The organism is Tepidimonas thermarum (assembly GCF_007556705.1).
Classification (GTDB): Bacteria; Pseudomonadota; Gammaproteobacteria; order Burkholderiales; family Burkholderiaceae_C; genus Tepidimonas; species Tepidimonas thermarum.
On sequence record NZ_VJOL01000019.1, the window covers coordinates 1 to 26,004 of the forward strand.

Annotated in this window: 19 protein-coding genes and 2 tRNA genes; 17 read left to right on the forward strand and 4 right to left on the reverse strand. The window is 69.4% G+C overall.

Going from position 1 to position 26,004, the window contains the following annotated elements; genetic code table 11:
- Positions 1-242: 242 nt before the first annotated feature.
- The gene (locus tag Tther_RS06265; protein WP_143902031.1) at positions 243-545 is read right to left on the reverse strand and encodes a hypothetical protein; all 303 of its coding nucleotides are present in this window, start codon (positions 543-545) and stop codon (positions 243-245) included.
- A 1,521-nt stretch (positions 546-2,066) separates the two neighbouring features.
- Between Tther_RS06265 and Tther_RS06275 the strand changes: the two genes are divergently transcribed.
- The 8 genes from Tther_RS06275 (at position 2,067) to Tther_RS06310 (ending at position 9,970) form a co-directional block, all read left to right on the forward strand.
- Positions 2,067-2,143 (forward strand) — tRNA-Arg (locus tag Tther_RS06275).
- A gap of 58 nt (positions 2,144-2,201) precedes the next feature.
- Complete coding sequence (gene aztA, locus Tther_RS06280) at positions 2,202-2,978, forward strand: zinc ABC transporter ATP-binding protein AztA (protein ID WP_143902033.1); 777 nt, start codon at positions 2,202-2,204, stop codon at positions 2,976-2,978.
- Positions 2,962-3,852 (forward strand): metal ABC transporter permease, encoded by an 891-nt coding sequence (locus Tther_RS06285; RefSeq protein ID WP_143902035.1) that lies wholly within the window; start codon positions 2,962-2,964, stop codon positions 3,850-3,852. The genes aztA and Tther_RS06285 overlap by 17 nt, the downstream gene beginning before the upstream one ends.
- A 48-nt stretch (positions 3,853-3,900) precedes the next feature.
- Entirely contained in the window at positions 3,901-5,268 is a 1,368-nt protein-coding gene (gene guaD / locus Tther_RS06290) for a guanine deaminase (RefSeq protein WP_143902037.1), read from the forward strand.
- 3 nt (positions 5,269-5,271) lie between these two features.
- Positions 5,272-6,705 (forward strand): efflux transporter outer membrane subunit, encoded by a 1,434-nt coding sequence (locus tag Tther_RS06295; protein WP_185975022.1) that lies wholly within the window; start codon positions 5,272-5,274, stop codon positions 6,703-6,705.
- A gap of 10 nt (positions 6,706-6,715) precedes the next feature.
- Positions 6,716-8,020 (forward strand): efflux RND transporter periplasmic adaptor subunit, encoded by a 1,305-nt coding sequence (locus Tther_RS06300; RefSeq protein WP_143902039.1) that lies wholly within the window; start codon positions 6,716-6,718, stop codon positions 8,018-8,020.
- Complete coding sequence (locus Tther_RS06305) at positions 8,017-8,763, forward strand: ABC transporter ATP-binding protein (protein ID WP_143902041.1); 747 nt, start codon at positions 8,017-8,019, stop codon at positions 8,761-8,763. Before Tther_RS06300 ends, Tther_RS06305 begins: the two co-directional genes overlap by 4 nt.
- 1 nt (position 8,764) lies before the next feature.
- Entirely contained in the window at positions 8,765-9,970 is a 1,206-nt protein-coding gene (locus Tther_RS06310; RefSeq protein ID WP_143902043.1) for an ABC transporter permease, read from the forward strand.
- A 21-nt stretch (positions 9,971-9,991) separates the two neighbouring features.
- On the opposite strand, the gene Tther_RS06315 is transcribed toward Tther_RS06310, so the two are convergent.
- Together Tther_RS06315 and Tther_RS06320 are read right to left on the reverse strand one after the other, a co-directional pair.
- Entirely contained in the window at positions 9,992-11,413 is a 1,422-nt protein-coding gene (locus tag Tther_RS06315) for an RCC1 domain-containing protein (protein WP_185975023.1), read from the reverse strand.
- Positions 11,414-11,516: 103 nt separating this feature from the next.
- A tRNA-Ser gene (locus Tther_RS06320) sits at positions 11,517-11,604 on the reverse strand.
- Positions 11,605-11,795: 191 nt separating this feature from the next.
- Here Tther_RS06320 and Tther_RS06325 point away from each other — a divergent pair.
- Positions 11,796-12,527 (forward strand): N-acyl amino acid synthase FeeM domain-containing protein, encoded by a 732-nt coding sequence (locus Tther_RS06325; RefSeq protein ID WP_143902047.1) that lies wholly within the window; start codon positions 11,796-11,798, stop codon positions 12,525-12,527.
- On the opposite strand, the gene Tther_RS06330 is transcribed toward Tther_RS06325, so the two are convergent.
- Positions 12,503-15,508 carry a putative bifunctional diguanylate cyclase/phosphodiesterase gene (locus Tther_RS06330; protein WP_143902049.1) on the reverse strand — a complete coding sequence of 1,002 codons (3,006 nt, stop codon included), beginning with the start codon at positions 15,506-15,508 and terminating at the stop codon, positions 12,503-12,505. The genes Tther_RS06325 and Tther_RS06330 overlap by 25 nt on opposite strands.
- Positions 15,509-15,618: 110 nt before the next feature.
- Between Tther_RS06330 and dinG the strand changes: the two genes are divergently transcribed.
- The 8 genes from dinG (at position 15,619) to Tther_RS06370 (ending at position 25,960) form a co-directional block, all read left to right on the forward strand.
- Positions 15,619-17,799: an ATP-dependent DNA helicase DinG gene (dinG, locus tag Tther_RS06335; protein ID WP_143902051.1), complete on the forward strand. Its 2,181-nt coding sequence runs from the start codon at positions 15,619-15,621 to the stop codon at positions 17,797-17,799.
- Positions 17,799-19,118: a glycerate kinase type-2 family protein gene (locus tag Tther_RS06340; RefSeq protein WP_143902097.1), complete on the forward strand. Its 1,320-nt coding sequence runs from the start codon at positions 17,799-17,801 to the stop codon at positions 19,116-19,118. Before dinG ends, Tther_RS06340 begins: the two co-directional genes overlap by 1 nt.
- Positions 19,115-20,248 (forward strand): PA0069 family radical SAM protein, encoded by a 1,134-nt coding sequence (locus Tther_RS06345; protein WP_143902053.1) that lies wholly within the window; start codon positions 19,115-19,117, stop codon positions 20,246-20,248. Before Tther_RS06340 ends, Tther_RS06345 begins: the two co-directional genes overlap by 4 nt.
- Positions 20,249-20,278: 30 nt before the next feature.
- Positions 20,279-21,817, forward strand: coding sequence for an ABC transporter ATP-binding protein (locus Tther_RS06350; protein WP_143902055.1), 1,539 nt, complete (start codon positions 20,279-20,281; stop codon positions 21,815-21,817).
- Positions 21,804-22,859, forward strand: coding sequence for an ABC transporter permease (locus Tther_RS06355; RefSeq protein ID WP_143902057.1), 1,056 nt, complete (start codon positions 21,804-21,806; stop codon positions 22,857-22,859). Before Tther_RS06350 ends, Tther_RS06355 begins: the two co-directional genes overlap by 14 nt.
- Positions 22,859-23,779, forward strand: coding sequence for an ABC transporter permease (locus tag Tther_RS06360; protein ID WP_143902059.1), 921 nt, complete (start codon positions 22,859-22,861; stop codon positions 23,777-23,779). The genes Tther_RS06355 and Tther_RS06360 overlap by 1 nt, the downstream gene beginning before the upstream one ends.
- A 76-nt stretch (positions 23,780-23,855) precedes the next feature.
- Positions 23,856-25,007: a BMP family ABC transporter substrate-binding protein gene (locus Tther_RS06365; protein WP_143902061.1), complete on the forward strand. Its 1,152-nt coding sequence runs from the start codon at positions 23,856-23,858 to the stop codon at positions 25,005-25,007.
- Positions 25,007-25,960 (forward strand): aromatic ring-hydroxylating oxygenase subunit alpha, encoded by a 954-nt coding sequence (locus tag Tther_RS06370; protein ID WP_143902063.1) that lies wholly within the window; start codon positions 25,007-25,009, stop codon positions 25,958-25,960. Before Tther_RS06365 ends, Tther_RS06370 begins: the two co-directional genes overlap by 1 nt.
- The last annotated feature ends 44 nt before the right edge of the window (positions 25,961-26,004 follow it).

Consider the following 26,004-nt stretch of genomic DNA (forward strand, 5'->3'; position numbering starts at 1 on the left):
AGCAAGATCGCATAAGCGGCTTCCAAGGGGTTGGTTTCGACTCGTATTGCCATGAGGGTTACACTCCTTTCTCGAAGTCATGGCGTCAGACCCACCCTCGCGCTGTCTGCTGGGCGGGGAGCGTAGGCGCGTAGCGCCGGAGATCCCCGCCCAGCAGACAACCGGCAAAATGGAATTTACAGAAAGAACGATACACAACTTGAGGGCGCGCTCCGCACCCAGGTGCACATCACCGAGCAGGCTCATGGGGTGACCTCCTCGTCGCAGACGTCCTGGGCTGCGTAGGCCACGGCGAGCCGCAGCGACGACTGTAGCAAGGGCGGCAAGCCGTGCGATGGAATCACTTCGCTGCCGATGGCCTCCTCGTACAGCCGCACCAGAAGCTCTTGAACGCCCACCGGCGCCGCCACCAGAGCCTCCTCGTCGACAAGGGCGCCCACCTGCGGGTCGTCCAGCAGAGCCCGAAGGCCGACGCGAATGCGCCGCTCGGGACTGCCGCCAATCGAGAAATCGCGGACATCGATGGCGCCCGCTGCCAGCAGCACGTTGACTGTCGAGGTCCCGAGGTAGCTGGCGCATGCCGGGCGAACTCCCGGCTGTTGTTGCGCGTATCGCGGGTACCGCTTTGCAGTTGCAGCAAATACCCAAGCGTTACGCCCAGCTCATGGGCCACTTGCGATAGGGTGTGGCCGTTGGTATCCCCCTGCTTGCGAAGCAGCCGGATAAGCCGTGGGGCAGGGCGGGGCGGTTTGCCCGGCTCCTGCGCGGCAGGGTGGCTGCGACGGGGTTCATGGCGGGCCGCAGTGTCGGCGACTGTGGCGGCGACTGTGGTCTAGTCACTTTCAGCTATCTGCATCGATGTGCTCCTTTGAATCAAAAGGTTGTCCTCGATGCGTATAGCGACACGGCTTTAAAACCTCTCCAGGCGCCTTCCCTGGCTGTTGGGCCGAGTGGCGAGCCGCAGTGGCGCCGTCTAAGGCCTGCTCGAAAGGGGCCGCGTTGGGACGCCTGTGAATGCATGTGCCGCGCCAGACGGCCTGCGCTGTGGGAGCACAGGGTTGTGGGGGTGCTCATGGGCAGGTCTCACGAGCGAGAGCCCGCCAGGGCGACCGCACCATGGCGTTGGTCGCATGGGCTCATCGCCTCAGCAGCTCAGCAGCCGTTCGGGAGTGCTGGTGTCGATGCGTGCTCGGTCGCCCTGCCGTGCCGTGAGGTCTCCCGGGGTCATGCTCCGCTGTCAGTCGCTAAAATATTCCTCGGAGTGGGCCGTTAGCTCAGTTGGTCAGAGCAGAGGACTCATAGCAGCAGTTGTGCACCACCGTGGGAAACCCGGTGCGTGAATGGCGTCAAATTCGGCGAACCCTGACGGCCGCCAGGCACAAGGCAACGCCGAGCCAAGCCCGCCGTGCGGGAAGGTGTAGAGACTAGACGGCGCCCACCTGTTGACCCCTCGGGTCATGGTGAAGGCATAGTCCAGGGAGCCCAGAAACGGGCACAAACCGGAATCCTTTGGTCGTTGGTTCAAGTCCAACACGGCCTACCACTCCTCTGCCGTTTCTGCGTGCATCACCCAGCGCACCTGGCCTGTTCTGGCACGCACCCGGTGGCGGGTGCGTATATACCTTCTGGCTGCTGCCGTCGGGTCTGTGGCTGTGTTCGCTGGGCCTGGCTGCGCCAAGCCGACCTCGTGCGGGCGCCAGCACGGTTGGCCCAATCGGGCCGCGGTGCGGCATGTGGGCGCTGCGGCAGTTGACGTGCGGTGCGTTTGAAAAGCCTGGGACGCTGGGTTGCTAGACCTCATGGCGGCTGGCTAGAATCTGGCGCTGAGGTGGAGCGGTTGTTGCGCTGTTGTTGCGCAGCTCGGTTCGCCGGGGGTCGGGCACGTTCGGTCGCGTTCGGTTACGTTCGGCCAAGTGCTTGATTTTGTTGGACTGAGTGGCTTGATTTGGGCCTGTGAGAGCTGGGGACGGGTACTCATAATCCCTTGGTCGCAGGTTCGAGCCCTGCACGGCCTACCAAGCTCGCCGAAGCCGCCAAAAATTCGTGTATACTTTCGGCTTCAGCAAGCGGCTGTAGCTCAGTTGGATAGAGTACTTGGCTACGAACCAAGGGGTCGTGGGTTCGAATCCTGCCAGCCGCGCCACATACCCAAGGCCAGTCCCTGCGACTGGCCTTTTTTACGTCTGCTCCGAGGACCGCGCATGCCCGAGCCGGCCGATATCGAACTGCTGGACTTGACCGCCGGGTACGAGCGCCATCCGGCCGTTCACCACGTCAGCCTGCGCTGGCGCGCGGGCGAGCTGGCGGCGGTCGTGGGCCCCAACGGGGCGGGCAAGTCCACCCTGCTCAAGGCGGTGGCGGGCCGCTTGCGCCCCATGCACGGATCGGTCCGTGGCGTTGCGCCGCGCCAGGTGGCGTATCTGCCGCAGACCAGCGAGGTGGACCGCGCGTTTCCGGTCACGGTTGCGGAGCTGGCTGTCATGGGCTTGTGGCATGAGCTGGGGCCGCTGCGGCGCGCCTCGCCCGAGCAGCGCGCCCGTGTGTCGGCGGCCATCGCGGCGGTCGGGCTGCAGGGGTTCGAGCAGCGCACCCTGGACACGCTCTCGGGTGGGCAGTTTCAGCGCGCGCTGTTTGCCCGGCTCATGCTGCAAGACGCCCCGGTGGTGTTGCTGGACGAGCCGTTTGCCGGCGTGGACACGCGCACGCTGGAGGATCTCATTTGCATTTTGCAGCGCTGGCACGAGGCCGGGCGCACGGTCATCGCGGTGCTGCACGACTTCGAGCTGGTGCGGGCGGTGTTCCCGACCACGACGTTGCTGGCGCGTGAGCTGGTAGCGCACGGGCCCACGGCGCAGGTGCTGACCGACGCGCATCTGCTGCGCGCGCGTCAGCTGCAAGAGGCGTTTGACGAGCGCGCCGAGCTGTGCGAGCTCGACGCGCCGGGTACCCAGGAGCCCGTGCATGACCATCGGCACTGAATCGTGGCTGGCGGCTTGGCTGGCCGCCACCGGGCTGGAGTTCGACTTCATGCGGCGTGCGGTGCTGGGCTGCCTGTTGCTGGCGGTCAGCGCGGCGCCGGTGGGCGTGTTGTTGATGCTGCGCCGCATGAGCCTGATGGGCGATGCGATGTCGCACGCCATCCTGCCGGGGGCGGCGATAGGGTATTGGTTGGCCGGGCTGTCGCTGCCGGCGATGACCCTGGGCGGTGTGCTGGGCGGCATCGTGGTGGCCGGGGCCGCAGGTGTGGTGGCACGCCACACCGTGTTGCGCGAGGACGCGGCGCTGGCGGTGTTCTACCTGATGTCGCTGGCGCTGGGGGTGTTGATTTTGTCGGTGCGCGGCAGCCAGGTGGATCTGCTGCATGTGCTGTTCGGCTCGGTGCTGGCGCTGGAGGACGAGGTGCTGCTCCTGCTGGGTGGCGTCGCGGTTCTGACCGTCGTGGGGTTGGCCGTGCTGTGGCGCCCGCTGGTCATGGAATGCGTCGATCCGGCGTTTTTGCGCGGTGTCAGCCCTTGGGGCGCGATGGCGCACCACGGCTTTCTGGCACTGGTGGTGATCAACCTGGTGGCGGCGTTTCACGCCCTGGGCACGCTGATGGCGGTGGGCATGATGGTCCTGCCCGCGGCGAGCGCGCGCTTTTGGGCGCGCCGGTTGCAGCCGCTGCTGGCGGTGGCCACGGCCAGCGCGGTGGTGCTGGCGTGGGCGGGGCTGGCCCTGTCCTATGTCTGGGACTGGCCCACCAGCCCCACCATCGTGCTGGTGCTAGGCGTCTGGTACTTGGTGTCGCTGCTGTTGGGGCCGCACGGCTGGTGGCGCCAGCAGCGCGTGCCGCACCGGCACCTCAAAGGGTAATGCGCTGCCGTGCGGCTGGCGCGTGCCGAACCGGCTAAGCTTGCGGCCATGCAAGCTTGGCGTGCCTCGCTGTTGTGGTTCGATCCGGACGCGGATCACCCCTGTCACCGGTTCGAGTCCGATGGGTTGCTCGCGACCGCGCGGGATGCGGATGGGGTGCAGCGGGTCGTGGCGATCGGCGACTGGGCCACGCTGCGGCGACAGTTTCCAGACGTGCCTGTCGCGGATCGCCGGGGCCAGCTGATTGCACCGGGCTTCATCGACCTGCACATCCATTACCCGCAAACGGACGTCATCGGCTCGCCGGCCGAGGGCTTGCTGCCGTGGCTGGAGCGCTACACCTTCCCCCACGAAGCGCGGTTTGCCGATGCGGCTTATGCGGGCGAGGTGGCGCGCTTTTTTTGGGATGAGCTGCAGCGCCAAGGCGTGACCACGGCGCTGGTGTTTGCGACATCGCACCCGGTTTCGGTGGACGCGCTGCTGGGCGAGGCCGAGGCGCGCGGGCTGCGCTGCATTGCGGGCAAGGTGCTGCAGGACCGCCACAGCCCGGACGGGGTGCGCGACCACACCGAGCAATCCCTGCAGGACACGGAGGCGCTGCTGACGCGCTGGCATGGCCGCGCCCGCCTGGGGTATGCGATCACCCCCCGCTTCGCGCCGAGCTGCAGCGATGCGCAAATGCAGGGGGCGGGGGCGCTGGCCAAGCGCTACCCGGATGTGTGGCTGCAGTCGCACGTGGCCGAGAATGTGGACGAAGTGCGCTGGGTGCGTACCCTGTATCCGCACGACCGCAGCTACCTGGCCGTCTATGGGCGGTTCGGCCTGCTGCGCGAGCGTGCCGTCTATGCGCACGGCATTTACCTGGATGCTGACGACTGGGCGCTGCTCGCCGACACGCGCGCGGCGGTTGCCGTGTCGCCGACCAGCAACCTGTTTTTGGGCAGTGGATTTTTCGACTACGCAGCAGCCCGTGCGGCCGGTGTGCGCCTGGGGCTGGCCAGTGACGTGGGCGGGGGGATGAGCTTTAGCCCCTTTGCCACCATGCGGGCGGCGTACACCGTCGCGCGCGCCGGCGTGCGCGGTGACGGCGCGGCCAAGACGGCGGTGAGCCTGTCGCCTTTCGACCTGTGGTGGCAGCACACCGCGGGCGCCGCGCAAGCCTTGGGGCTGGCGGGTGTGGTGGGGTCGCTCGCCGTTGGCAGCGAGGCGGATTTCGTCGTCCTCGACCCCGCCGCCACGCCCCTGCTGGCGCGCCGCACCGCGCAGGCCGAGTCATTGGCGCAGTGGCTGTTTGCCTTGGTGATGCTGGCCGACGACCGTGCGGTGCGCGAGGTCCACATCGCGGGCGCTGCACCGACACACAGCGCTGCAAGGCCGCAACATGCGCGCAACATGTCGGCGTCATCCTACCGCTGAACCATGAAACGCTTGCTTTCTCAAAGGGTGTGTGCGGGGCCGCTGGCCCTGGCGGTGCTGGGCCTTGCCGCCTGTGCGACTGCGCCGACCGATCCCGCCGCGCTGCAGGCCCCGGCTGCGCCTGCCCACTGGGCCGCACCCTGGGCGGCCCAGCCCGCGGCCCCTGCGCCGGGCGCGCAGTGGTGGCAGGCGTTTGGCGATGCCGGTTTGACGCAACTGGTCGAGCAGGCGCTGCAGGCCAACCCGGACGTCGCCGCCGCGCTGGCCGCCGTGGCGCAGGCGCGGGCGGTGCGCGATGGTGCCCAGGCGACCACCGGCCCGACGCTGGACGCCAGCGCGGCGGTGCAGCGCAGCCAGACCGGCAACGCGTCACCCGGGACCGTCTGGCGCGCCGGGCTGGATGCCAGTTGGGAAATCGACGCCTTTGGCCGCCGTGCCGCCGGTGTGCAGGCCAGCGAGGCGGATGTGCGCGCCAGCGAGGCGCAGCTGCGCGGCGTGCGTCTGACCCTGGCGGCCGAGGTGGCCACCACCTACTTCGAATGGTGGGGGGCGCGTGAGCGCCTGCGCCTGGCGCAGGAAAGTCTGGCGGCCCAGCGCGCCGCGCTGCAGTTGACCGCATGGCGCGCCCAGGCGGGGTTGGCCTCGGCGCTGGATCTGGAGACCGCGCGTGCCGCGGTCGAACAAACGGCGGCCACCGTGCCGGCGCTGGAGGCAGCAGCACGCCAGGCGATGCATGCTTTGGCCGTGCTGACCGGCCGCCCGCCCGCCGCACCGTTGCCCACCCCGCCCGCGGCAGCGCCGCAGCCCCCAGCGGCATGGGTGCTGCCGCTGCCTGCCGATGCGCTGCGCCAACGCCCGGACGTTGCCGCTGCCGAGGCGCGGCTGCAGGCGGCGTATGCCCGCGTGCGCCAGGCCGAAGCGGCCCAGTGGCCGACCTTGCGGCTGGGCGGTGCGTTGAGCCTGGCAGCGCCGCGGGTGTCGGACCTGTTCGATGTCGCGGCGCTGACGCGCTCGCTGGCTGCCAGCCTGGCGGCGTCACTGTTCGATGGCGGGGCGGCCGAGGCGCAGGTGCGCGCCCAGGCCGCCGCGGCCGAGCAAGCGCGCGCGGCGCTGGCCAGTGCCTTGCTGGCGGCCCTGCGCGACGTGGAAAACGCGCTGGTGGCGCTGGCCGCCGACCGCGCGCGGCTGGACCGCTTGCAGGCTGCGGTGGCGTCGGCCACCCAGGCCGAGCGGCTGGCCAGCCAGCGCTACGCCGCCGGGCTCATCGACTACCGGGCGCTGCTGGACGCCCAGCGCACCCTGCTGGCCGTGCAAAGCGACCTGGCGGCTGTGCGCACCGCCTGGGCCACGGACCATGTGCGCCTGATCAAGGCCCTCGGCGGACGGCCCGACGCCGACGCGGCAACGCCCCCGGCCGTCCCCACCGCCCAACCGTGATGTCTTCGCCATGAATCCGTTTCGTCGCCGTTCTTCCACCACGCCCCAAGCCGTCGATGCCCTGCTGGGTGACGGGCGCCCGCCGCGCTGGTGGCGCCGCCCGCTGTGGTGGGTGATCCTGCTGCTGATCGGAGCCGCCCTCTGGGGCTGGCAGGCCTGGCAGGCGCGCAGCGCGCGCCAAACCCAGCCCGTTTACGTGACCGAGCCGATCAAGCGCGGGGACCTGACCCTGACCGTTTCGGCCAACGGCACCTTGCAGCCGGTGCGCGCGGTCAACATAGGCAGCGAGCTCTCCGGCACCGTGCGCGAGGTGCGCGTGGACGTCAACGACCGGGTCACACGCGGGCAGGTGCTGGTGGTGCTGGATACGGCCAAGCTGCAGGACCAGGTCAACAGCGCGCGCGCCGCCGTGGCGGCGGCGCTGGCGCAGGTGGCGCAGGCCGATGCGAGCGCGCGCGAGGCGCAGGCCAACCTGGCCCGGCTGGAGGAGGTGGCGCGGCTGTCGGGCGGGCAAGTGCCGTCGGCCGCGGAATTGGATGCGGCCCGCGCGGCGCTGGAGCGGGCCCAGGCGGCGCAGGCGACGGCCCGGGCAGCGGTCGAGCAGGCGCGCGCCACGTTGTCCACCAACGAGACCAACCTGGCCAAAGCCCATATCCGCTCGCCCATCGACGGGGTGGTGCTGGCGCGCAACGTGGATCCCGGCAATGCGGTGGCAGCCTCGTTGCAGGCGGTCACACTGCTGACGATTGCGCAGGATCTGCGCCAGCTCAAGCTCGACGTGGCGGTGGACGAAGCCGACGTTGGCGTCGTGCGCGAGGGCCAGCCCGCCAGCTTCACGGTCAGCGCTTACCCGCGGCGGCGCTACCCGGCGACGGTGGGGCGCATTGCCTACGGCGCGACCAAGACCGACAACGTCATCACCTACACCGCCACGCTGGACGTGGACAACCAAGACCTGTCGCTGCGGCCCGGCATGACGGCTACCGCCAGCATACGCGCGGTGGAGCGCCAGGGCGTGCTGTTGGTGCCCAACACGGCCCTGCGCTTCACGCCCAGCGATCCAGCGCCGGCGTCCGCTGGCGGTGGCCTGGCCGGGTTGTTCGTGCCCAAAGCCCCCACGGTGGGCCGCAAAACAGCGCGGCTGGATGCACGGGGTGGCCCGCGCCAGATTTGGGTGTTGCGCGACGGGCGCCCGCAGGCGATTGCGGTGACCGTGGGCATCAGCGACGGCCGCCTGTCCGAGGTCAGCGGCGAAGGGCTCAGCGAAGGGCTGCCAGTCATCATCGAGCAACGCAGCAACGGGCGTGCGCCATGAACCCGCCGGTTCCCTTGATCCAGCTGCGTCGCATCACCAAGACCTACGGCCAGGGGGCGGCCGCGTTTCAGGCCCTGCGGGGCGTGGACCTGGACGTGCAGCCGGGCGACTTCGTGGCCATCATGGGGCCCAGCGGTTCGGGCAAATCGACCGCCATGAACCTGCTTGGCCTGCTCGACACCCCCAGCAGCGGCGAATACCGTTTTCAGGGGGTGCCGGTGCACACGCTGTCGCGCGACGAGCGCGCGCGGCTGCGGCGCCGTTACTTTGGGTTCGTGTTCCAGGGCTTTCACCTGCTGCCGCGCACCACCGCGCTGGAAAACGTCGAGCTGCCCCTGATCTACCGTGGCGAGCGCGCCCGAGAGCGCCACCAGGCCGCGCGCGCGGCACTGGCCGATGTCGGGCTGGCCGGCTGGGAGTCGCACACCCCGGCCGAACTGTCCGGCGGACAGCAGCAGCGGGTGGCCATCGCGCGCGCCATCGTGACCCGGCCGCAGGTCTTGCTGGCCGACGAACCCACCGGCAACCTCGACTCGCAGCGCAGCCACGAAATCATGACCCTGATTCAGCAACTCAACGCGACGCGCGGCATCACGGTGCTCATGGTCACCCACGAGGCCGACATCGCCGCCTACGCGCGCCGGGTCGTGCACTTTCGCGACGGGCGTATCGAGCGCGAGGAGGTGCCAGCACCACGCGCGCAGCCGTCGACGGGCACGGCGGCCGGCGGGGAGGGCGCTTGAGATGTGGCTCAACACACTGGTGCTGGCGCTGCGCTCGATCCGGCGCAACCTGCTGCGATCGTTCCTCACGGTGCTGGGGGTGGTCATCGGCGTGGCGGCGGTGGTCACCATGGTGACCGTGGGCAACGGTGCCACGCGCGCCATCCAGCAGCAAATCGCCAACCTGGGCACCAATTTGCTGCAGGTGCGCCCGGGGCAGCGCTTGGGGCCGGGTGGCTCAGGTGGCGCGCCGTCGTTCAAGCTGGCCGACGCCCAGGCCATTGCCACGCAGGCACCGGGGGTGCTGGCCGTGGCCGCCGAGACGCGCGCGGGCGGCACGGTCGTGGCCAACGGGCGCAACTGGTCGAGCAGCCTGGTGGGGGGATCGCCCGACTGGCTGCTCACCAACAACTGGACCTTGGCCGATGGCCGCGCGTTTACCGAAGACGAGCACCGCGTGGGGGCGGCGGTCTGCATCCTGGGGGAGACGGTGCGCCGCGAGCTCTACGGCCCCAATCCGGCGGTGGGGGATACCGTTCGCGTGCGCCAAATGCCCTGTGAGGTGGTGGGTGTGCTCGCGCCCAAAGGGCAGGGGGCATTTGGTCAGGACCAGGACGACATCGTGCTCATGCCCATCCAAACGCTGCACCGCCGCGTCGTCGGGCACACACGGGTCTTCACCCTGCACGTGTCGATGCTCGATGGCGCCGATCCGCAAGCCGTCAAGGACAGCATCCGCGACATCCTGCGCGAGCGGCGCGCGCTGCCGGAGGGCGAGGAGGACAACTTCAACATCCTCGACACGCAGCAGCTCGCCGATACCCTGTCGGGCACGACGCGCGTGATGACCATGCTGCTGGGGGCGGTGGCCGCTGTCAGCCTGCTGGTGGGCGGCATCGGCATCATGAACATCATGCTGGTGAGCGTGACCGAGCGCACGCGCGAAATCGGCCTGCGCCTGGCCATCGGGGCGCTGGAGCGCGAGGTGATGGGCCAGTTTTTGATCGAGGCGGTGGTGTTGGCCACCCTGGGCGGCTTGGCCGGGTTGCTGTTGGCGCTCGTGGCCAGCGTGGCCATCAGCGCGGCCATGGGCGTGCCGTTTGTGTTCGACCCGGCGATCAACCTGGTGGCGTTTGTCTTTTCCGCGGCCATCGGGGTGTTGTTTGGCTACGTCCCCGCGCGCCGCGCCGCCCAGCTCGACCCCATCGAGGCACTGCGCCACGAGTAGCCGGCCACCGCCCGTTTGCCGTCAGCCGATGCGCTGGGGTTGGCGGCGGGTGGTGAGGTCGCCAAGGCCCAACTGACCCTTGTGGTTGTACCCCCAGGCCCACAAGGTGCCGTCTGTCCGCAGTGCATACGTGGCGGCGCGTCCGGCCCGGATGCGCAACCAGTCTTTGGCGTCACCGATACGCACCGGCGCCAGTCGTTGCAGTGCGAGGGTGCCGTCGCCCAGCTGTCCATCACTGTTGTCGCCCCAGGCCCACAACGAACCATCCTTTTGCAGTGCCAGCGAGTGGCGAGCGCCGGCGGCGACCGCGATCCAGTCGACCGATTCCCCAACGGCTGCGGGGAAGATGCGGCTACCACCCGGTGTACCCAGTTGACCACTGGCGTTGTCGCCCCACGAAAACAGCACGCCGTCGCTGCGGATGGCCAGCGTGTGTTGTTCGCCAGCGGCAACGGCCATCCATGTGGTCGTTTCAAGCTGTGTCGGGGTGCGCACTGGCTCCCCGCCGCTGTCCAGACCCAGTTGGCCGAATTTGTTGGAGCCCCACACGAAGAGCCGGCCCGACGTTTTGCGGGCAATGGTGTGGTATGCGCCTGCGACCACCAGTTGCCAATCTTTGTCCGTCCCGATCTTGGTCGGAACCAACAGATCAGCGTCCTTGCCGTCTCCGAGCTGGCCTTCGAAGTTGCGTCCCCACGCCCAGAGCGTGCCGTCTTTCTGGATACCCAGTGAATGACGGGCCCCCGCCGCCACCGCTACCCAGTTCGTGCTGGTCCCAATCTTGACCGGTACGGCCCGGTCGTTTTGGGTGCCATCCCCCAGTTGCCCATTGAGGTTCGAGCCCCAGGCCCACAGCGTACCATCGCTGCGGATCGCCAGGGTGTGGGATTCGCCGGCGGCGACCTGGGTCCAGTTTTTGGCCGTGCCAATGAGCACCGGCGTGAGCCGATCGATGAGGGAGCCGTCGCCCAACTGTCCGAATCGATTTTCGCCCCAGGCCCACAGGGTGCCATCCGCCTTGAGCGCTACGCCGTGGGCATCTCCGGCAGCAACCTGCAAATAAGGCGCTTTGACCGACAGGCGCGCCTTGCCGGTGACCGTTCCGACCGTGGCAATGATGTCGACGTCGCCGACTGCTGCAGCGGTCGCTACGCCCGTACCCGCAACCACCGTGGCGATGGTGGTGTTGCTGCTGCTCCAAGTCACCCCCTTGTCCAGCGCGGTGGACGATCCGTCCGAGTAACGTCCTACGGCGGAGAAGGTTTGCGTGGTGCCCACGGGGATCGTCGCCGCATCCGGGCTGACGACGATGCCAACCAGCGTGGGGGGAGAAGGCGGTGTGGTGTTGGTGTCGTCGGAGCCACCTCCACAACCACTCAAACCTGCCCCCAGCGGGGCACCCAGTGTAGCGGTCAGGCGAAGTAGGCAGTCACGACGATTCACGACAAAGCGCTCCCCGGTTGGCAAGGTAAGTGCGTAGGGCCTCACTGTACGACGACCGCAAGGCCGTCAAAGAAGCGAACAGCAGCGCAAACGACCCGAAATTTGGCGGAAGGGGTGGGATTCGAACCCACGGATGGTTGCCCATCGCCGGTTTTCAAGACCGGTGCAATCGACCACTCTGCCACCCTTCCGGCTCGGGTGGGATTGTACGCGGCTGTGCAGGCTGCCAGGGCGGGGGAGGGGGACAGGGTGGCTGACGGGCATGTCAGAAGTTGCCTGACGTGGGAAATGGCGGTTTTCGGACTGCAGCGCGGGCGCACGCTGCCTACAGTGGAAGTGCCCAAGCACCGGGTGTTCCGGTTCCGGTTAGAGGAGTTGTCCCATGACTGCCACTGCCCTTGTTGCTTCTGCCCGTGCCCGCCCAGCCGTCGCTGGCTGGTACGCGGTGCCGCAGCCCGTTGAGCATGCGGTGCGCCGCGATGGCGCCATGGAGCGCCGCGTCGAGTGGCTGCCGTTTACCGTGCGTGTCGCCCACGGCCCACAGGACTGGCAAAAGGCCGCGGCGATCCGCCACGCCGCCTACTCACGCCACCTGCCGCCCTCGGTCACCGAGGCCCTGCGCCAGCCCGAGCCGATGGATCAGGCACCGGGGGTGGCGGTGCTGCTGGCCGAGTCCAAGGTGGATGGCTCGTTGCTGGGCACGCTGCGCGTGCAGACCAATGCCCACCAGCCGCTGGCACTGGAGCAGTCGTTTGCGCTGCCCGACTGGATGGCGGGCGCGCGCTGCGCGGAGGTCACGCGCCTGGCCATGGCCCAGATGGAACACAGCCGCGTCGTCAAGACGGTCATGCTCAAAGCGGCGTTTTATTGGTGTCAGCAGCAGGGCGTGCGCTTTGTGCTGGTGACCGCGCGCGCGCCGCTGGACCGGCAGTATGCGCGGCTGATGTTTCGCGACGTGTATCCCGAGCTGGGCTTCGTGCCGCTGCCGCACGTCTTCAACCTGCCGCACCGGGTGATGTACAACGACATCGCCACAGCCCGCGACGACGGCGCCGAGCATCCGCTGTACGACTTCTGGTTCAACACCGATCACCCGGACATCGTCCTGGACTGATCGGCTGGTGCCGCGCCCGCGGGCGCATCCGTGTGGCCCAGCACCCAGTCCACGTGCGCCAGCTCCTCGTCCGATGGCAGGGTGCTGAGGTATTCGCCCAGCCGCGCGTCGGTGATGAAGTCAGCCCCAGAGGTGGCCTCGAGTATGCGCTGTGGGGATACGGGGCGCGAGACCGCGTAGCCTTGGACGAAGTCCACCCCGATTTCGGCCAAGGTCGCGACGGTTTCAAAGTCTTCGGCCCATTCGGCAATCGTTTTCATGCCCAGGCTTTGCGCCAGGCTCACGATCGCCTCGACGATGGCTTCGTTGGCGGGGTGCCGGTTCATGTTGACGATGAAGCTGCCGTCGATTTTGAGGATGTCGGCCGGCAGATCACGCAGGTACGAAAACGAGGTGTAGCCGGCGCCGAAATCGTCCAGCGCTACCTTGGCACCGTAGCTGCGCACCCGATCGATGAAGCGGCGGGTATTGCCCATGTCGTGCAGCGCCACACTCTCGGTGACCTCAAAGCACAACCGGTTTGCGACGTGGCGGTGCTGCTCGAGCAGCTCGTACATGTCGAGGATGAAACGCTCGTCGTTGAGCGAGGCGCCGCTGAGGTTGAGGCAGACGAACTGGTTTTGCGGCAGCCGCGCGTCGTGCTCGGTCAACCATTGCAATACCGAGCGCACCACCCAGCGGTCGATGACACCCATGCGGCCCGCATGCTCGCCGGCGCGGATCAAGCGGTCGGTGGGGACGCGGCTGCCGTGCTCGTCCTGCATGCGCAGCAGCACCTCGAAGTGGAGCGACTGCGCGGGGTGGCGCAGCGAGACGATGGGCTGCATCTCCAGGAACAGGCCCTCGATGTCCTGCCCGGCGGCGAGCCGCTCGACGAGCTGCATTTCGGCCTCGTGGTCGCGCAGGGCGCGCGAGCCGTGCTCGTACACGACCAGTCCCGTGGTTTGGGTCCGTTTGGCTTCACGGCATGCGCGGTCGGCCGTGGCGACCACGTCCTTGGCCGATGTGCCGGGCGTGACCTCGATGAGCCCGATCGAGCCGCGCACCTGGAAGGCGCGCTCGCCAACCACGTAGGGCTCGCGTGTCAGCTGCTGCAGCACGTCGCGGCACACGGTTTCCGCCCGGTGCAGCGGGGTGTCGAGCATGACGATCAAAAATTCGTCGCCGCCGACCCGGCCCAGGTACATGTGGGGTGACAGCGGCCGCTGCACACGCTCGCACACCTGCTGCAGCACGGCGTCGCCGGCCACGTGGCCGTACAGGTCGTTGATCAGCTTGAAGCGGTCCAGGTTCAGATAGGCCACCGCCAGCGGCTTGCCACGCCGCAGTCGCTGCAGCCCGCGGCTGAGGCAGGCTTCCACGCCGCGGCGGTTCATGGCTTTGGTCAGCGGGTCGTGGTCGGCCAGGAACTGCAGGTGCTCGTGTGCCCGCACCTTGTCGGTGATGTCCTGCAGCGTGCCCTCGATTTTGTCGCCCGCGCGGGCCGCGCGCACCAAAAAGCGCCGCGCCACACCGTCTTCGCGAATCAGGCCGGTTTCGAATTCCACCGTGGTCGCGGGCGTGTCCGGCCCGCTGAGTTGCGCCCAATCGTAGGGGGGAAAGAGCTGATCCCAGCGGTCACGTCCAGCTTCGATCGGGTGGCCAAGCAGCGCGTGCAGCGCGGGGTTGGCGCTGATGAAATGGCCCTGGGGGTCGAGCGTGAACAAGCCGATCGGCAAAAAATCGAACGTATGTTGCAACTCGGCTTGCAGCGCGAGCCGTTGCAGGTGCTCCTGGCGAAACTGCTCGGCAATGGCCAGCGAGGCCAGCAGGCTGGAGGCCAGCGCGGCTGTCACGCTGTTGATCGTGCCAATCAGCCCCTTGAGGCCGAGCGCGGCGGCGATCACCTCGTACAAACTGGCCGCCAGCGCGATGGCCATCGAGCCGGCGTACCACATGGCCACGGGCGAGCGCGTGCGCACCAGTATGACCGCCAGGGCGTAGCCCAGGATGCATACCCCCAAAGCGGTTGCGCTCCAGATGACGGGCAAAAAGTGCCGGTAGGGCAAAACGGCGGCCGCGATCAGCACCGGCACGCAGGCCAGCACGACGGCGCGCACCCAGCCCAGCATGCGTGTGCGCTGCAGGTCGGCTTCGAACAAAAAGCGAAACAGCACCACCGTGGCGGTCGAGTACAGCGCCAGCGTGATCTGCCGCAGGGGCGTGAGCCAATCGGCCGGGATGAGCTGCCCCAACCACTGGTAATTCCACCCGCCCGAGAGGGCCGCCATGCGCTGGTTGATGACCAGCCAGGCGGCAAAAATCAGGTAGTTGCGCTCGCGGTTGAGCAGGCCGGCCACCAGCGTGAAGAGCGACAGGATCAACAAGCCGCCGTCGAGCCACCCCGCATCGCGGTGGAAGCGTTGTTCCAGCACCGCCAGCTCTTGCGCCGATCGACCCACGACATTCAGGCGCGCGGGTCCGGTGAAGCGCGCCTCACACAGGATGCGCGCCGGCAGCGCGGCCGGGGCGAGCACGAAGCCGGCGCGCGAGCGTCGCAACGCCTCGCCCGCCGTGGCGGCCGTGCGATCGGCACGCCCGAGCGGCTGCAACGTTGCCGCGTCCCAGCACTGCACCGCGGTGGCGTGGCGGGAGGGGAATTCGATCACGCGACCCGGCGCCCGGTCCTCGGGGCCGAGGGTGACGCTGAACCACAGCGGATGTTCCGACAGCCGTGTATCCCACAGGGTGCGCGGTGGGTGACGGTCCAGCCCCTCGAGGGCCTGCGCGGGGGTGCGCGGTCCATCCGCCACCATGGCCTGGAACGCCAAGGCCCGCTCGTCCCCCTGCGGATACTCGTTTGGCCATGCCCACAGCGCCCACAGCGACAGCAGCGTGATGAGGACGGGGACGGCGTAGGCGGTCAAAACCTGCAGACCACGCTCGACGTGCGCGGTCAGGCGGGGCATGGCGGCGTCAACCGTCGAGGAGCCGGGCGTCATGGATCGAGGAGGGGAGCAGCATGGGTAACGAACTCCCTGTTGCGCGGGCGTGTGCCTCTCGTGCCCCGCATTATGCGGGGGAAATGCCCGGCCTGTGTCACACTCCCTGCATGAGGGATATCGAAGGGTGTGTGGCGCAGTCGATGGCGGCGTTCGACGCCTACATCGCCGGCGGTGACGGGCTGCGCCCGCGCCCCGGACAACGGGCGATGGCGCAGTGCGTGGCGCAGACGCTGGCGGCGGCGACACTGGGCCGCACCGAGCCTGAAGGGCAGGCGCCGCAGCGCCGCATCGCCGTGATCCAGGCGGGCACCGGGGTGGGCAAGTCGCTTGCCTACCTGGTGCCGGCCATCGTCACGGCGCAGGCGCGGCAAACCCGTGTCGTCGTCTCCACGGCCACGGTGGCGCTGCAAGAACAGCTCGTGCATCAGGATCTGCCCGCGCTCGCGCGGTGCTTGCCGGTGCCGCTGCGCTTTGCGCTGGCCAAAGGGCGGGGGCGCTATGTGTGCCGTCTCAAGCTCGAACGCTGGCTGACCGACCCCGAGGCGGAACCCGAGTTGGGGGACGACGACGAGGGGGGCGTGGTGGGCGCCGATGCCGGGGATCGGCTGGCGTGGCTGCGCGCCCGGGCCCAAGACCTGGCCCACGGGCGCTGGAGCGGTGACCGCGACGAGCTGCCCGAGCCGCCGGAGCCGGCATGGTGGCACGCGATCGCGGCGGAAGCGTCGTCGTGTACGGCGCGGCACTGCCCGCTCTACGGGGGCTGCGCGTATTTCGAACAACGCAAGGCGCTCAGCGGCGCCCACGTGATCGTCGTCAACCACGACCTGCTGCTGTCGACGCTGGGCTCACGCCAGCTGCCGGAGCTGGACCAGTGCTTGTTGGTCCTGGACGAAGCGCACCACCTGCCGGCCATTGCCCTGCAGCAGTTTGGCCGCCGCTGCGGGCTGACCCGCCTGGCCTGGATCGACCAGCTGGCCAGCCGCGCGCTCAAGGCCGGCACCGATGTGGAAGTGGAGGCGCTGGCCGAGGTGCCGGCTGCGGCGGCGCGCTTGCGCCATGCCCTGCAAGAGGTGGGGCGGTTGGCGGTGCAGGCCTGGGGTGCGCGCTTGCGGGAGGCAACAGCCGATGGACAGCCGTTGCGTGTGCGTCTGCCGCACGGGCGGCTGCCGGACGGGTTCGATGCACCCCTGCAGACCGCCGTGCAGGCCAGCGCCACGTTTTTGGACGCCTTGCGTGCGCTCAGCGCCGCGTTGCGCACCGCATTGCGGGAGCGTCCGGACGAAGCCCGGCGGCTGTCGCAGCGCTATGCACAGCTGGGCACGCTGGCGCCGCGGCTGGAGGCGGCCCACGACACCGCGCGCTGGCTGCTGCACGAGGCCGCTGCGGGCGAGGCGCCGCTGGCCAAGTGGTTTACGCTGGCGGCTGGGGGCGCCGCGCCGGGGCAGGACACGGTGCGCGTGCAGGCGCACGCCAGCCCGATCCAGCCCGCCGGGCTGCTGCGCGCGCAGTTGTGGGGCGGGGTGCGTGCGGCGGTGCTGACATCGGCCACGCTGACGTCGTGTGGGCGCTTCGACTTCTTTTTGCGCGAGGCCGGGCTGGCCGACGACCCGGACGTGCAGACGTTGGAGGCGCCCAGCCCGTTCGACTACCCGGCGCAGGGGGCGCTCGTGCTCGGTGGCGTCGGGGTGGACCCGCGCGACAGCGCCGCCTACCAGGCGGCGGTGCAGGCGGCGCTGCTGCGCGACCTGCCCAGCGTGCGGCGTGGGGCGTTGGTGCTGTTTACCTCGCGCGCGCACATGCAGCGGGTGGCCGCGGCCCTGCCGGCGGACTGGCGCGAGCGCGTGCTGGTGCAGGGCGCGCTGCCGCGCCCGCGTCTGCTGGCGCGCCACCGCGAGCGCGTGGCCGCCGGCCAGGCGTCGATCCTGTTTGGGCTGCAGTCCTTTGGCGAGGGCCTGGACCTGCCCGGGCCGCTGTGCGAGGACCTGTTCATCACCAAACTGCCCTTTGCGCCACCCGACGATCCGGTGGGCGAGGCGCGCGCCGAGTGGCTGCGCGCCTGTGGCCGCGACCCGTTCCTCGACCTCGTGGTGCCGGCCACGGCGATACGGTTGCTGCAATGGGTGGGGCGCGCCATTCGCAGCGAGGACGACCGCGCGCGCATCGTTTGCTACGATCCGCGGCTGCTGTCCACGGGCTATGGCCGCTTGATTTTGCAGGGCCTGCCGCCCTTCACACGGCAAACGCCGACCTGCGGGAGTGAACCGTGCACCCCACCGATGCGTCCCTGATGGCGTCACCGCGCGCGCTGTTGGCGCACCTGTACCGCACCGCCGTCGAGCGGGCCATGCCGCAGCGCCAGCTCGCCGCGCATCTGCCTGCCCCTCCGCGCGGACGTACCGTGGTGGTGGGGGCGGGCAAGGCGGCTGGTGCCATGGCCCATGCGCTGGAGGCCGCCTGGCCGGCCGATGCGCCACTGTCGGGCTGTGTGGTCACGCGCTACGGCCACACGCCGCCCCGGCCGCCCGGCGTGCCCGCACGGCTGCAGATTGTGGAGGCCGCCCACCCCGTCCCCGACGAGGCGGGCCTGCAGGCGGCGCAGCGGCTGCTGGCGTCGGTGCAGGGCCTGGGGCCGGACGATTTGGTCATCGCGCTCATCTCCGGCGGTGGCTCAGCGCTGCTTGCGCTGCCCGTCGAGGGGCTGGCGCTGACGGCGTTGCAGGCGCTCACGCGTGCGTTGCTGGCCAGTGGCGCCTCGATCGGCGAGATGAACACTGTGCGCAAACACCTCTCGCGCATCCAGGGCGGGCGGCTGGCGCTGGCGGCCGCCCCCGCACCGGTGTGGACGCTGGCCATCAGCGACGTGCCCGGTGACGACCCGGCGGTCATCGCCAGCGGGCCCACCGTGCCCGATGCCAGCACCGCCGCCGACGCCTTGGCGGTGCTGGACCGCTATGGCATTGCGCTGCCAGATGCCGTGCGGGCGGACCTGGCCGCTGGCCGGTGCGAAACACCCAAGCCCGACCATCCGCGCTGGGCGGCGTGCACCACGCGCCTGATCGCCACCCCCCACGACGCGCTGCAGGCCGCCGCGCGCGAGGCCGAGCGGCTGGGCGTGCGCGCCTATGTGCTGGGCGACGCGATCGAGGGCGAGTCGCGTGAGGTCGCCCGCGTGCACGCCGGCCTGGCGCGCTATGCCCGGCAGGGCCGCGGACCGTTTCAGGCGCCGTGTGTGTTGCTCTCCGGCGGTGAGACCACGGTGACCGTGGGTACGCCGCCCCAGGCCGACGGCGCACCGGCGCGCGGGGGGCGGGCGGCCGAATTTGCGCTGGGCCTGGCGCTGGCGCTGGACGGGTTGGCGGATGTCTGGGCGCTGGCGGCGGACACCGATGGCATCGACGGCACCGAGGACAACGCCGGCGCCTTCGTCACGCCAGACACGCTGGCGCGTGCCCGGGCGCTGGGCGTGTCGGCGCGCGCGCACCTGGATCGGCACGACAGCTACGGTTTTTTTGCCGCGCTGGGCGACCTGTTCGTCACCGGGCCGACCCACACCAACGTCAACGATTTTCGGGCCGTGCTGCTGGGGCCCGTTGGCGGCCGACCATGACCGCGCCCCCGGTGCCCCCGGCCGGACTGCCGCGCGGGCGCGGCAGCGGCCAGCGGCTGGCGCACCGCTTTGAGCACGCGGTGCGCGAGCCCTTCGACGACGGTTGGCCGGTGGATCCGGGGCAGCCCCAGCCGCCGCCGACGCAGCTGCGGTGGGAAGAGGCGCGCAGCGCCCTGTCCTGGAACGCATCGCCCGACATCGGGTTCGATCGCTCGCTCAACCCTTACCGCGGGTGCGAGCATGGCTGCGCTTACTGCTACGCACGCCCCACCCACGCCTATCTGGACCTTTCGCCCGGCTTGGATTTCGAGACCGTGATCGTGGCGCGCCGGGGGCTGGATACGCAGCTGCGCGCCGAGCTGGCCAAGCCCGGCTACGTGCCGGCGCCGGTGGCCATTGGCACGGTGACCGACGCCTATCAGCCCGTCGAGCGCGAGCTGCGCCTCACGCGTGCGCTGCTGCAGGTGCTGCACGAGGCGCAACACCCCTGGGTGCTGGTCACCAAGGGCTCGGGCGTGGAGCGCGACCTGGACCTGATCGCGCCCATGGCGCGCGCCGGGCTGTGCGCCGTCTACGTCACCGTCACGACGCTCAACGCCGACCTGGCGCGGCGACTGGAGCCGCGCGCGGCCGCCCCCTGGCGCCGGCTGCGCACCGTGCGCACCCTGGCCGACGCGGGCGTGCCCGTGGGGGTCAGCGTGGCGCCGCAAATACCGTTTCTGAACGACGATATGGAGCAGGTGCTGGCCGCCGCGGCCGAAGCCGGCGCCACCCGGGCGTTCTACACCGTGCTGCGCCTGCCCTGGGAGGTGAAGGCCGTGTTTGCCGACTGGCTGCGGGCCCACTACCCACAGCGGGCGCAGCGCGTGCTGGCGCGCGTTCGTGACCTGCATGGCGGGCGCGACTACGACGCCGCCTTTGGCGCGCGTATGACCGGGCGCGGCGTGTGGGCCGATTTGTGGCGACAGCGTTTTGCGCAGGCGTGTCACCGCCTGGGCCTGGCGCGCGACCCCTTGCCGCTGGATGTCACGCGCTTTCGTCCGCCCGCGCCGGGCGCCTCGACCGGCCGCCCGGTCCGCCGGGGGGCGGACGCCGCGGCAGTGCCCGGGCAGATGTCGTTGTTCGACTGACCCGTGGGCGCCATCTGTCAAAATTGCGCAATGTCACGGCCGACGCCACGATTAGAGCTGCATCACATCACCAAACGCTACCCAGGCGTGGTGGCGAATGACGACGTTTCCTTGCAGGTGCTGCCCGGCAGCATCCACGCGGTGCTGGGCGAAAACGGCGCGGGCAAGTCCACGCTGATGAAGATCATCTACGGTGCGGTCAAGCCCGACGATGGCGTGATGCTCTTCAACGGCCGCCCGGTGCACGTGCGCAGCCCGCAAGAAGCACGCGCCCTGGGCATCAGCATGGTGTTCCAGCACTTCAGCCTGTTCGAGACCCTGACCGTGGCGGAAAACGTCTGGCTCGGCCTCGACGCCACGCTGACCTTGCAGGAGGTGACCGAGGCCATCGAGGTCAAGGCGCGCGAATACGGCCTGGAGGTCGATGCGCGCCGGCCGGTGCACAGCTTGTCGGTGGGCGAGCGTCAGCGCGTCGAGATCGTGCGCGCGCTGCTGACCCAGCCGCAGTTGCTCATCCTCGACGAGCCGACGTCCGTGCTCACGCCCCAGGCGGTCGAGCGGCTGTTCGTCGTGCTGCGCCAGTTGGCCGACGAGGGCTGCAGCATTCTCTACATCAGCCACAAGCTGCACGAAATCCGCGCCCTGTGCGACACCTGCACCGTCATGCGCGGCGGCCGCGTGACGGGGGTGTGCGACCCGCGTGTGACCAGCAACGCGGAGCTGTCGCGCCTGATGATCGGCAGCGAGCCGCCTGCCTTGCCGCCGCACCGCACCCCCAGTGGCGCGGTGGTGCTGGACGTGCGCGGGCTGACGCTGCCCAGCACCGAGCCGTTTGGCACCGATTTGCACGACATCCACCTGCAGGTGCGCGCCGGTGAGATCGTCGGCATCGCCGGGGTGTCGGGCAACGGTCAGCCGGAGCTGCTGCGCGCGCTGTCGGGTGAGACGGTTGCAGCGCCAGCCGGCACCATCTGGCTGGACGGACACGACATCTCGCGCGCGGGGCCGGGCCAGCGGCGGCGGCAAGGGCTGCACTTCGTGCCGGAAGAGCGCCTGGGGCGTGGCGCGGTGCCGACCCTGGGGCTGGCGCACAACCTGCTGCTCACGCGTGGCGATGCGGTGGGTCGCGGCGGCTGGTTGCGCATGGGGGTGCTGCGCGCACAGGCGCGCGACATCATCGCCCGCTACGGGGTCAAGGCCGCCGGGCCGGATGCGGCGGCCAAGTCGCTCTCGGGCGGCAACCTGCAAAAGTTCATCGTCGGGCGCGAAATCGAGGCCCGGCCCACCTTGCTCATCGTCGCGCAGCCCACCTGGGGGGTGGACGTGGGTGCGGCGGCCCAGATCCGGGGTCAGATCGTCGCGCTGCGCGAGGCCGGCTGTGGAGTGCTGGTCGTCAGCGAAGAGCTCGACGAGCTGTTCGAGCTGTGCGATCGGCTGTATGTGATGGCGCGTGGCCGCCTGTCACCCCCTGTGCCAGTGGCCGAGGTGAGCGCCGAGCGCATCGGGGAGTGGATGTCAGGCCTGTGGCCGCAGGCGCCACAAGCGGAGGGCTGCCATGCTGCGGCTTGAAATGCGCGCGCAGCCCTCGCGCGCTTGGAGCGCGGCGTCACCGCTGCTGGCCTTGGTGCTGACCGTGGTGGTCGGCACCGCGCTCTTTGCCCTGTTGGGTAAAGATCCGGTGGCGGGCCTGCGCGTCTTTTTCTGGGAGCCGATGCGCGATCTGCGCGCCTGGAGCGAGCTGCTGCTCAAGGCCACGCCGTTGCTGCTCATCGGCGTGGGGCTGGCGATTGGCTTTCGCTCCAACGTCTGGAACATCGGCGCCGAAGGCCAATTCGTGCTCGGGGCGATCGCGGCCACCGGTGTGGCGCTGGCGCTGCAGGGCCAGACCTGGCCCGTTTGGCCGCTGGTGCTGCTGGCGGGGGCGGTGAGCGGTTTGCTGTGGGCGGCGGTGACAGCCTGGCTGCGCGATCGCTTCAACGCCAACGAGATCCTGGTCAGCCTGATGCTGGTGTACGTGGCGGTGCAGCTGCTCAACTACCTGGTGTATGGGCCGTGGAAAGACCCGCTGGGGTTCAATTTCCCGCAGACGCAGCGGCTGGACGCGGCGGCGCAGGTGCCGCGCCTGTGGCCGGGTTTGCGCCTGCACCTGGGGTTGCCGCTGGCGTTGCTGGCGGCGCTGGCGGTGTGGGTGTTTCTGTTTCGCACCCGCGCGGGCTTTGCGCAGCAAGTGGGGGGGCTGGCGCCACTGGCGGCGCGCTACGCGGGTTTTTCGTCGCGCACCGCGCTGTGGGTGGCGATGGGCGTCACGGGCGCGCTGGCCGGTTTGGCCGGGGCGCTGGAGGTGGCGGGGCCGCTTGGCCAGCTCACCCCGCACGTGCCGGTGGGCTATGGCTTTGCCGCCATCATCGTGGCCTTCGTCGGGCGGCTGCATCCGGTGGGCATCGTCGGTTCGGCCCTGCTCATGAGCATGTTCTACATTGGCGGTGAGCTGGCCCAGTCACGCCTGGGACTGCCCAAGTCCATCACCGGGGTGTTCCAGGGGCTGCTGCTGTTCGCGCTGCTGGCCTGCGACACGCTCATCCACTACCGCTTGCGCTGGGGGAGGGCCTGATGGACGCGCTCGCTTTGCTGATAGCTGCCTCCCTCAACGCCGGGACGGTGCTCGCCATCGCGGCGCTGGGCCTGCTCATCAACGAGAAGGTCGGGGTGGTCAACCTGGGCGCCGAGGGCCTGATGCTGTGTGGCGCGCTGGCCGGTTTTGCCGCCGTGGTGCAGCTGGGCGTGCACCCACTGGGTTTGGTGGCGGGCATGGCGGTGGCGGCCCTGTTGTCGCTGCTGTTTGGGTGGATGGTGATTTATTTGAACACCAACCAATACGCCACCGGGTTGGCGTTGAGCCTTTTTGGCGCCGGCTTGTCGGCGTTTGCCGGGCAGTCCTACACCCAGTTCAAACTGCCAGAGCTGACCGCGGCGCGCGTGCCGTTGTTGGCGGATCTGCCCTTTGTCGGCGTGGCGCTGTTTCGCCAGCACTGGCTGGTCTACGCAGCGGTCGCGCTCGCCTTGGCGCTGATGTGGGTGTACGACCGCACCCGCACCGGCTTGGTGCTGCGCGCGGTCGGCGAAAATCCCGACTCGGCGCATGCGCTGGGCTACCCGGTGCGCCGCATCCGCTTGCTGGCCGTGGTGGTGGGCGGTGCGCTGTGTGGCCTGGCTGGCGCGTACGTGTCCACCGTCTACACCCCGTTGTGGGTGGAGGGCATGATCGCCGGCAAGGGGTGGATTGCGTTGGCGCTGACCACCTTCGCCACCTGGCGGCCGGCACGGGTTTTGCTGGGTGCGTACCTGTTTGGTGGCGTGACCATGCTGCAGTTTCATTTGCAGGGCATGGGGGTGCAGATCCCGAGTCAGTTCCTGACCATGATGCCGTATCTGGCGACCATCGTGGTGTTGGTGCTGATCTCGCGCAGTCCGCTGTGGATCCGCACGCACATGCCGCAGTCGCTGGGCAAGCCGTTCCATCCCGGTGCGTAAGCCCCGGCCACGCGTGTTGCCCAGCCCCAGCGGGCAAAGGGTTACCTTTATCAACGACCGTCACAGGAGTGTTCTCATGACCGATTTCCACAAGCGCACATGGCTCAAGACCGCCGCGGCCAGCGCGGCGCTGGGCCTGGTAGCCGTCACCGCCCTGGTGGGTTGCGGCAAAAAGGAAGAAGCCGCACCGGCGCCGGCCCCAGCCGAGGCGCCGAAGGCCGAGCCGATCAAGGCGGCCTGGGTCTATGTTGGCCCGGTGGGGGATGCGGGCTGGTCCTACGCGCATGACCTCGGCCGCAAGGCCGTCGAGGCGCATTTTGGCGACAAGGTGCAAACCACCTTCGTCGAAAGCGTGCCCGAAGGGGCGGATGCCGAGCGCGTCATCCGTGACCTGGCCGCGCAGGGCAACAAGATCATCTTCGCGACCTCGTTCGGCTATATGGAGCCGATGCTCAAGGTGGCGCAAGAATTCCCGGACGTCCGCTTCGAGCACGCCACCGGCTACAAGACCGCGCCCAACATGCGCATCTACGACGCGAGCTTTTACCAGGACACCTACATGGCCGGCATCATCGCCGCGCACATGACCAAGACCAACACCCTGGGCTTCGTCGGCTCCTTCCCCATCCCCGAGGTGCTGCGCAACATCAACGCTTTCGTGCTCGGGGCGCAGACGGTCAAGCCCGACGTCAAGCTCAAGGTGGTGTGGGTCAACAGCTGGTTTGATCCGCCCAAGGAAACCGAGGCCGCGCAAAGCCTGATCAACCAGGGCGCGGACGTGCTGCTGCAAAACACCGACTCCACCGCCGTGCTGCAAACCGCTGAGAAAAACGGCAAGTACGCCTTTGGCTGGGACAGCGACATGAGCGGCTTTGGCCCCAAGGCGCACCTGGCGTCGGCCATCGTCAACTGGGGGCCCTACTACATCCAGGCGGTGCAGGACGTGCTCGATGGCACCTGGCAGACCAAGCGCACCGTGCTGGGCGTCAAGGAGGGTGTCAACGACCTGATCAAGATCGCTGACGTCGTGCCCGAGGCGGCCAAACAGAAGGTCGAGGAGGTCAAGGCTGGCCTCAAGCGTGGCGAGTTCGAGGTCTTCACCGGCCCGATCGTGGACAACACGGGCAAGGAAGTGCTGGCCGCTGGCGTCAAAGCCGATCAGGACTGGAAGGACAAGGTCAACTTCTTCGTCAAGGGCGTCGAAGGCAAGCTGCCGTCGGGGCATTGATGGTCGAGCGCGGCCACTGGTGGCCCGTCGCGCTGCCCGGCGACGTGGGCACGGCGCCGCTGCCGCTCACGTTGCTGGAGGAGCCGCTGGTCCTGTGGCGGGACGCGACGGGCGCGGTGCAGGCGTTTGCCGACCGCTGTCCGCACCGCGGCGCCCGCCTGTCGCTGGGGCGGGTGGCCGATGGGCAGTTGCAGTGCCCCTACCACGGCTGGCGTTTCGATGGGCAAGGGCAGTGCCGCCAGATCCCGGCGCTGCCCGGGTTTGCACCACCGGCCAGCCATGCCGCGCAGCGCTATGCGGTGATGGAGGCCCACGGTCTGCTCTGGGTCTGCCTGGGGCAGCCACAGGCGGCGCCGCCGGCGCTGCCGGTGTTGCCAGCGCGCCGGCTCGTGCACGGTCCGTTCGACGTCGCCACCAGCGCCCCGCGCGTCGTGGAAAATTTTCTCGACACGGCGCACTTCGCGTTCGTCCATGCGGGGTGGTTGGGCGAGCCGCAGCAGGCCCAAGTGCCGCACCACGCGCTCACCCACACCGACGACGGCCGCCCCGTTGTGCCGGACTACCCGGCCTGGCAGCCGCGCGCCACCGCCGGTGCGCAGCAGGGGGCCTGGGTGCGCTACCACTACGAGGTGCTCAGCCCCTACGCCGCGCTGTTGCACAAGCAGCCGGAGGGCGACGCGCCCAGCGATGCGTACATCCTGTGGGCGTGTCCGCGCACGCCCGAGAGTTGCCGGGTGTGGTTCGTCCAGCACACCACCGACACCGCTACCGCCGATGACGAGCTGCGGCGTTTTCAGGCCACCATCTTCGCGCAAGACCAGCCGGTGCTCGAATCGCAAACACCCAAGCGGCTGCCCCTGCAGGGCGGCGAGGTGATGTGCGCCGCCGATCGGCTGAGCGCCGCCTACCGCCGCTACCTGCGCACGGCAGGCATCACGTTTGGCGTTTGCTAAACGCCGGCGCCGGCCGGCAGCCGACCGGGCGGCGTCCGTACAAT

Excerpts from the sequence above, each read along its gene's own strand:
- aztA (WP_143902033.1), top strand. The coding sequence starts at position 2,202 with ATGCCCGAGCCGGCCGATATCGAACTGCTGGACTTGACCGCCGGGTAC.
- Tther_RS06285 (WP_143902035.1), top strand. The coding sequence starts at position 2,962 with ATGACCATCGGCACTGAATCGTGGCTGGCGGCTTGGCTGGCCGCCACC.
- guaD (WP_143902037.1), top strand. The coding sequence starts at position 3,901 with ATGCAAGCTTGGCGTGCCTCGCTGTTGTGGTTCGATCCGGACGCGGAT.
- Tther_RS06295 (WP_185975022.1), top strand. The coding sequence starts at position 5,272 with ATGAAACGCTTGCTTTCTCAAAGGGTGTGTGCGGGGCCGCTGGCCCTG.
- Tther_RS06300 (WP_143902039.1), top strand. The coding sequence starts at position 6,716 with ATGAATCCGTTTCGTCGCCGTTCTTCCACCACGCCCCAAGCCGTCGAT.
- Tther_RS06305 (WP_143902041.1), top strand. The coding sequence starts at position 8,017 with ATGAACCCGCCGGTTCCCTTGATCCAGCTGCGTCGCATCACCAAGACC.
- Tther_RS06310 (WP_143902043.1), top strand. The coding sequence starts at position 8,765 with ATGTGGCTCAACACACTGGTGCTGGCGCTGCGCTCGATCCGGCGCAAC.
- Tther_RS06325 (WP_143902047.1), top strand. The coding sequence starts at position 11,796 with ATGACTGCCACTGCCCTTGTTGCTTCTGCCCGTGCCCGCCCAGCCGTC.
- Tther_RS06330 (WP_143902049.1), bottom strand. The coding sequence starts at position 15,508 with ATGACGCCCGGCTCCTCGACGGTTGACGCCGCCATGCCCCGCCTGACC.
- dinG (WP_143902051.1), top strand. The coding sequence starts at position 15,619 with ATGAGGGATATCGAAGGGTGTGTGGCGCAGTCGATGGCGGCGTTCGAC.
- Tther_RS06340 (WP_143902097.1), top strand. The coding sequence starts at position 17,799 with ATGGCGTCACCGCGCGCGCTGTTGGCGCACCTGTACCGCACCGCCGTC.
- Tther_RS06345 (WP_143902053.1), top strand. The coding sequence starts at position 19,115 with ATGACCGCGCCCCCGGTGCCCCCGGCCGGACTGCCGCGCGGGCGCGGC.
- Tther_RS06350 (WP_143902055.1), top strand. The coding sequence starts at position 20,279 with ATGTCACGGCCGACGCCACGATTAGAGCTGCATCACATCACCAAACGC.
- Tther_RS06355 (WP_143902057.1), top strand. The coding sequence starts at position 21,804 with ATGCTGCGGCTTGAAATGCGCGCGCAGCCCTCGCGCGCTTGGAGCGCG.
- Tther_RS06360 (WP_143902059.1), top strand. The coding sequence starts at position 22,859 with ATGGACGCGCTCGCTTTGCTGATAGCTGCCTCCCTCAACGCCGGGACG.
- Tther_RS06365 (WP_143902061.1), top strand. The coding sequence starts at position 23,856 with ATGACCGATTTCCACAAGCGCACATGGCTCAAGACCGCCGCGGCCAGC.
- Tther_RS06370 (WP_143902063.1), top strand. The coding sequence starts at position 25,007 with ATGGTCGAGCGCGGCCACTGGTGGCCCGTCGCGCTGCCCGGCGACGTG.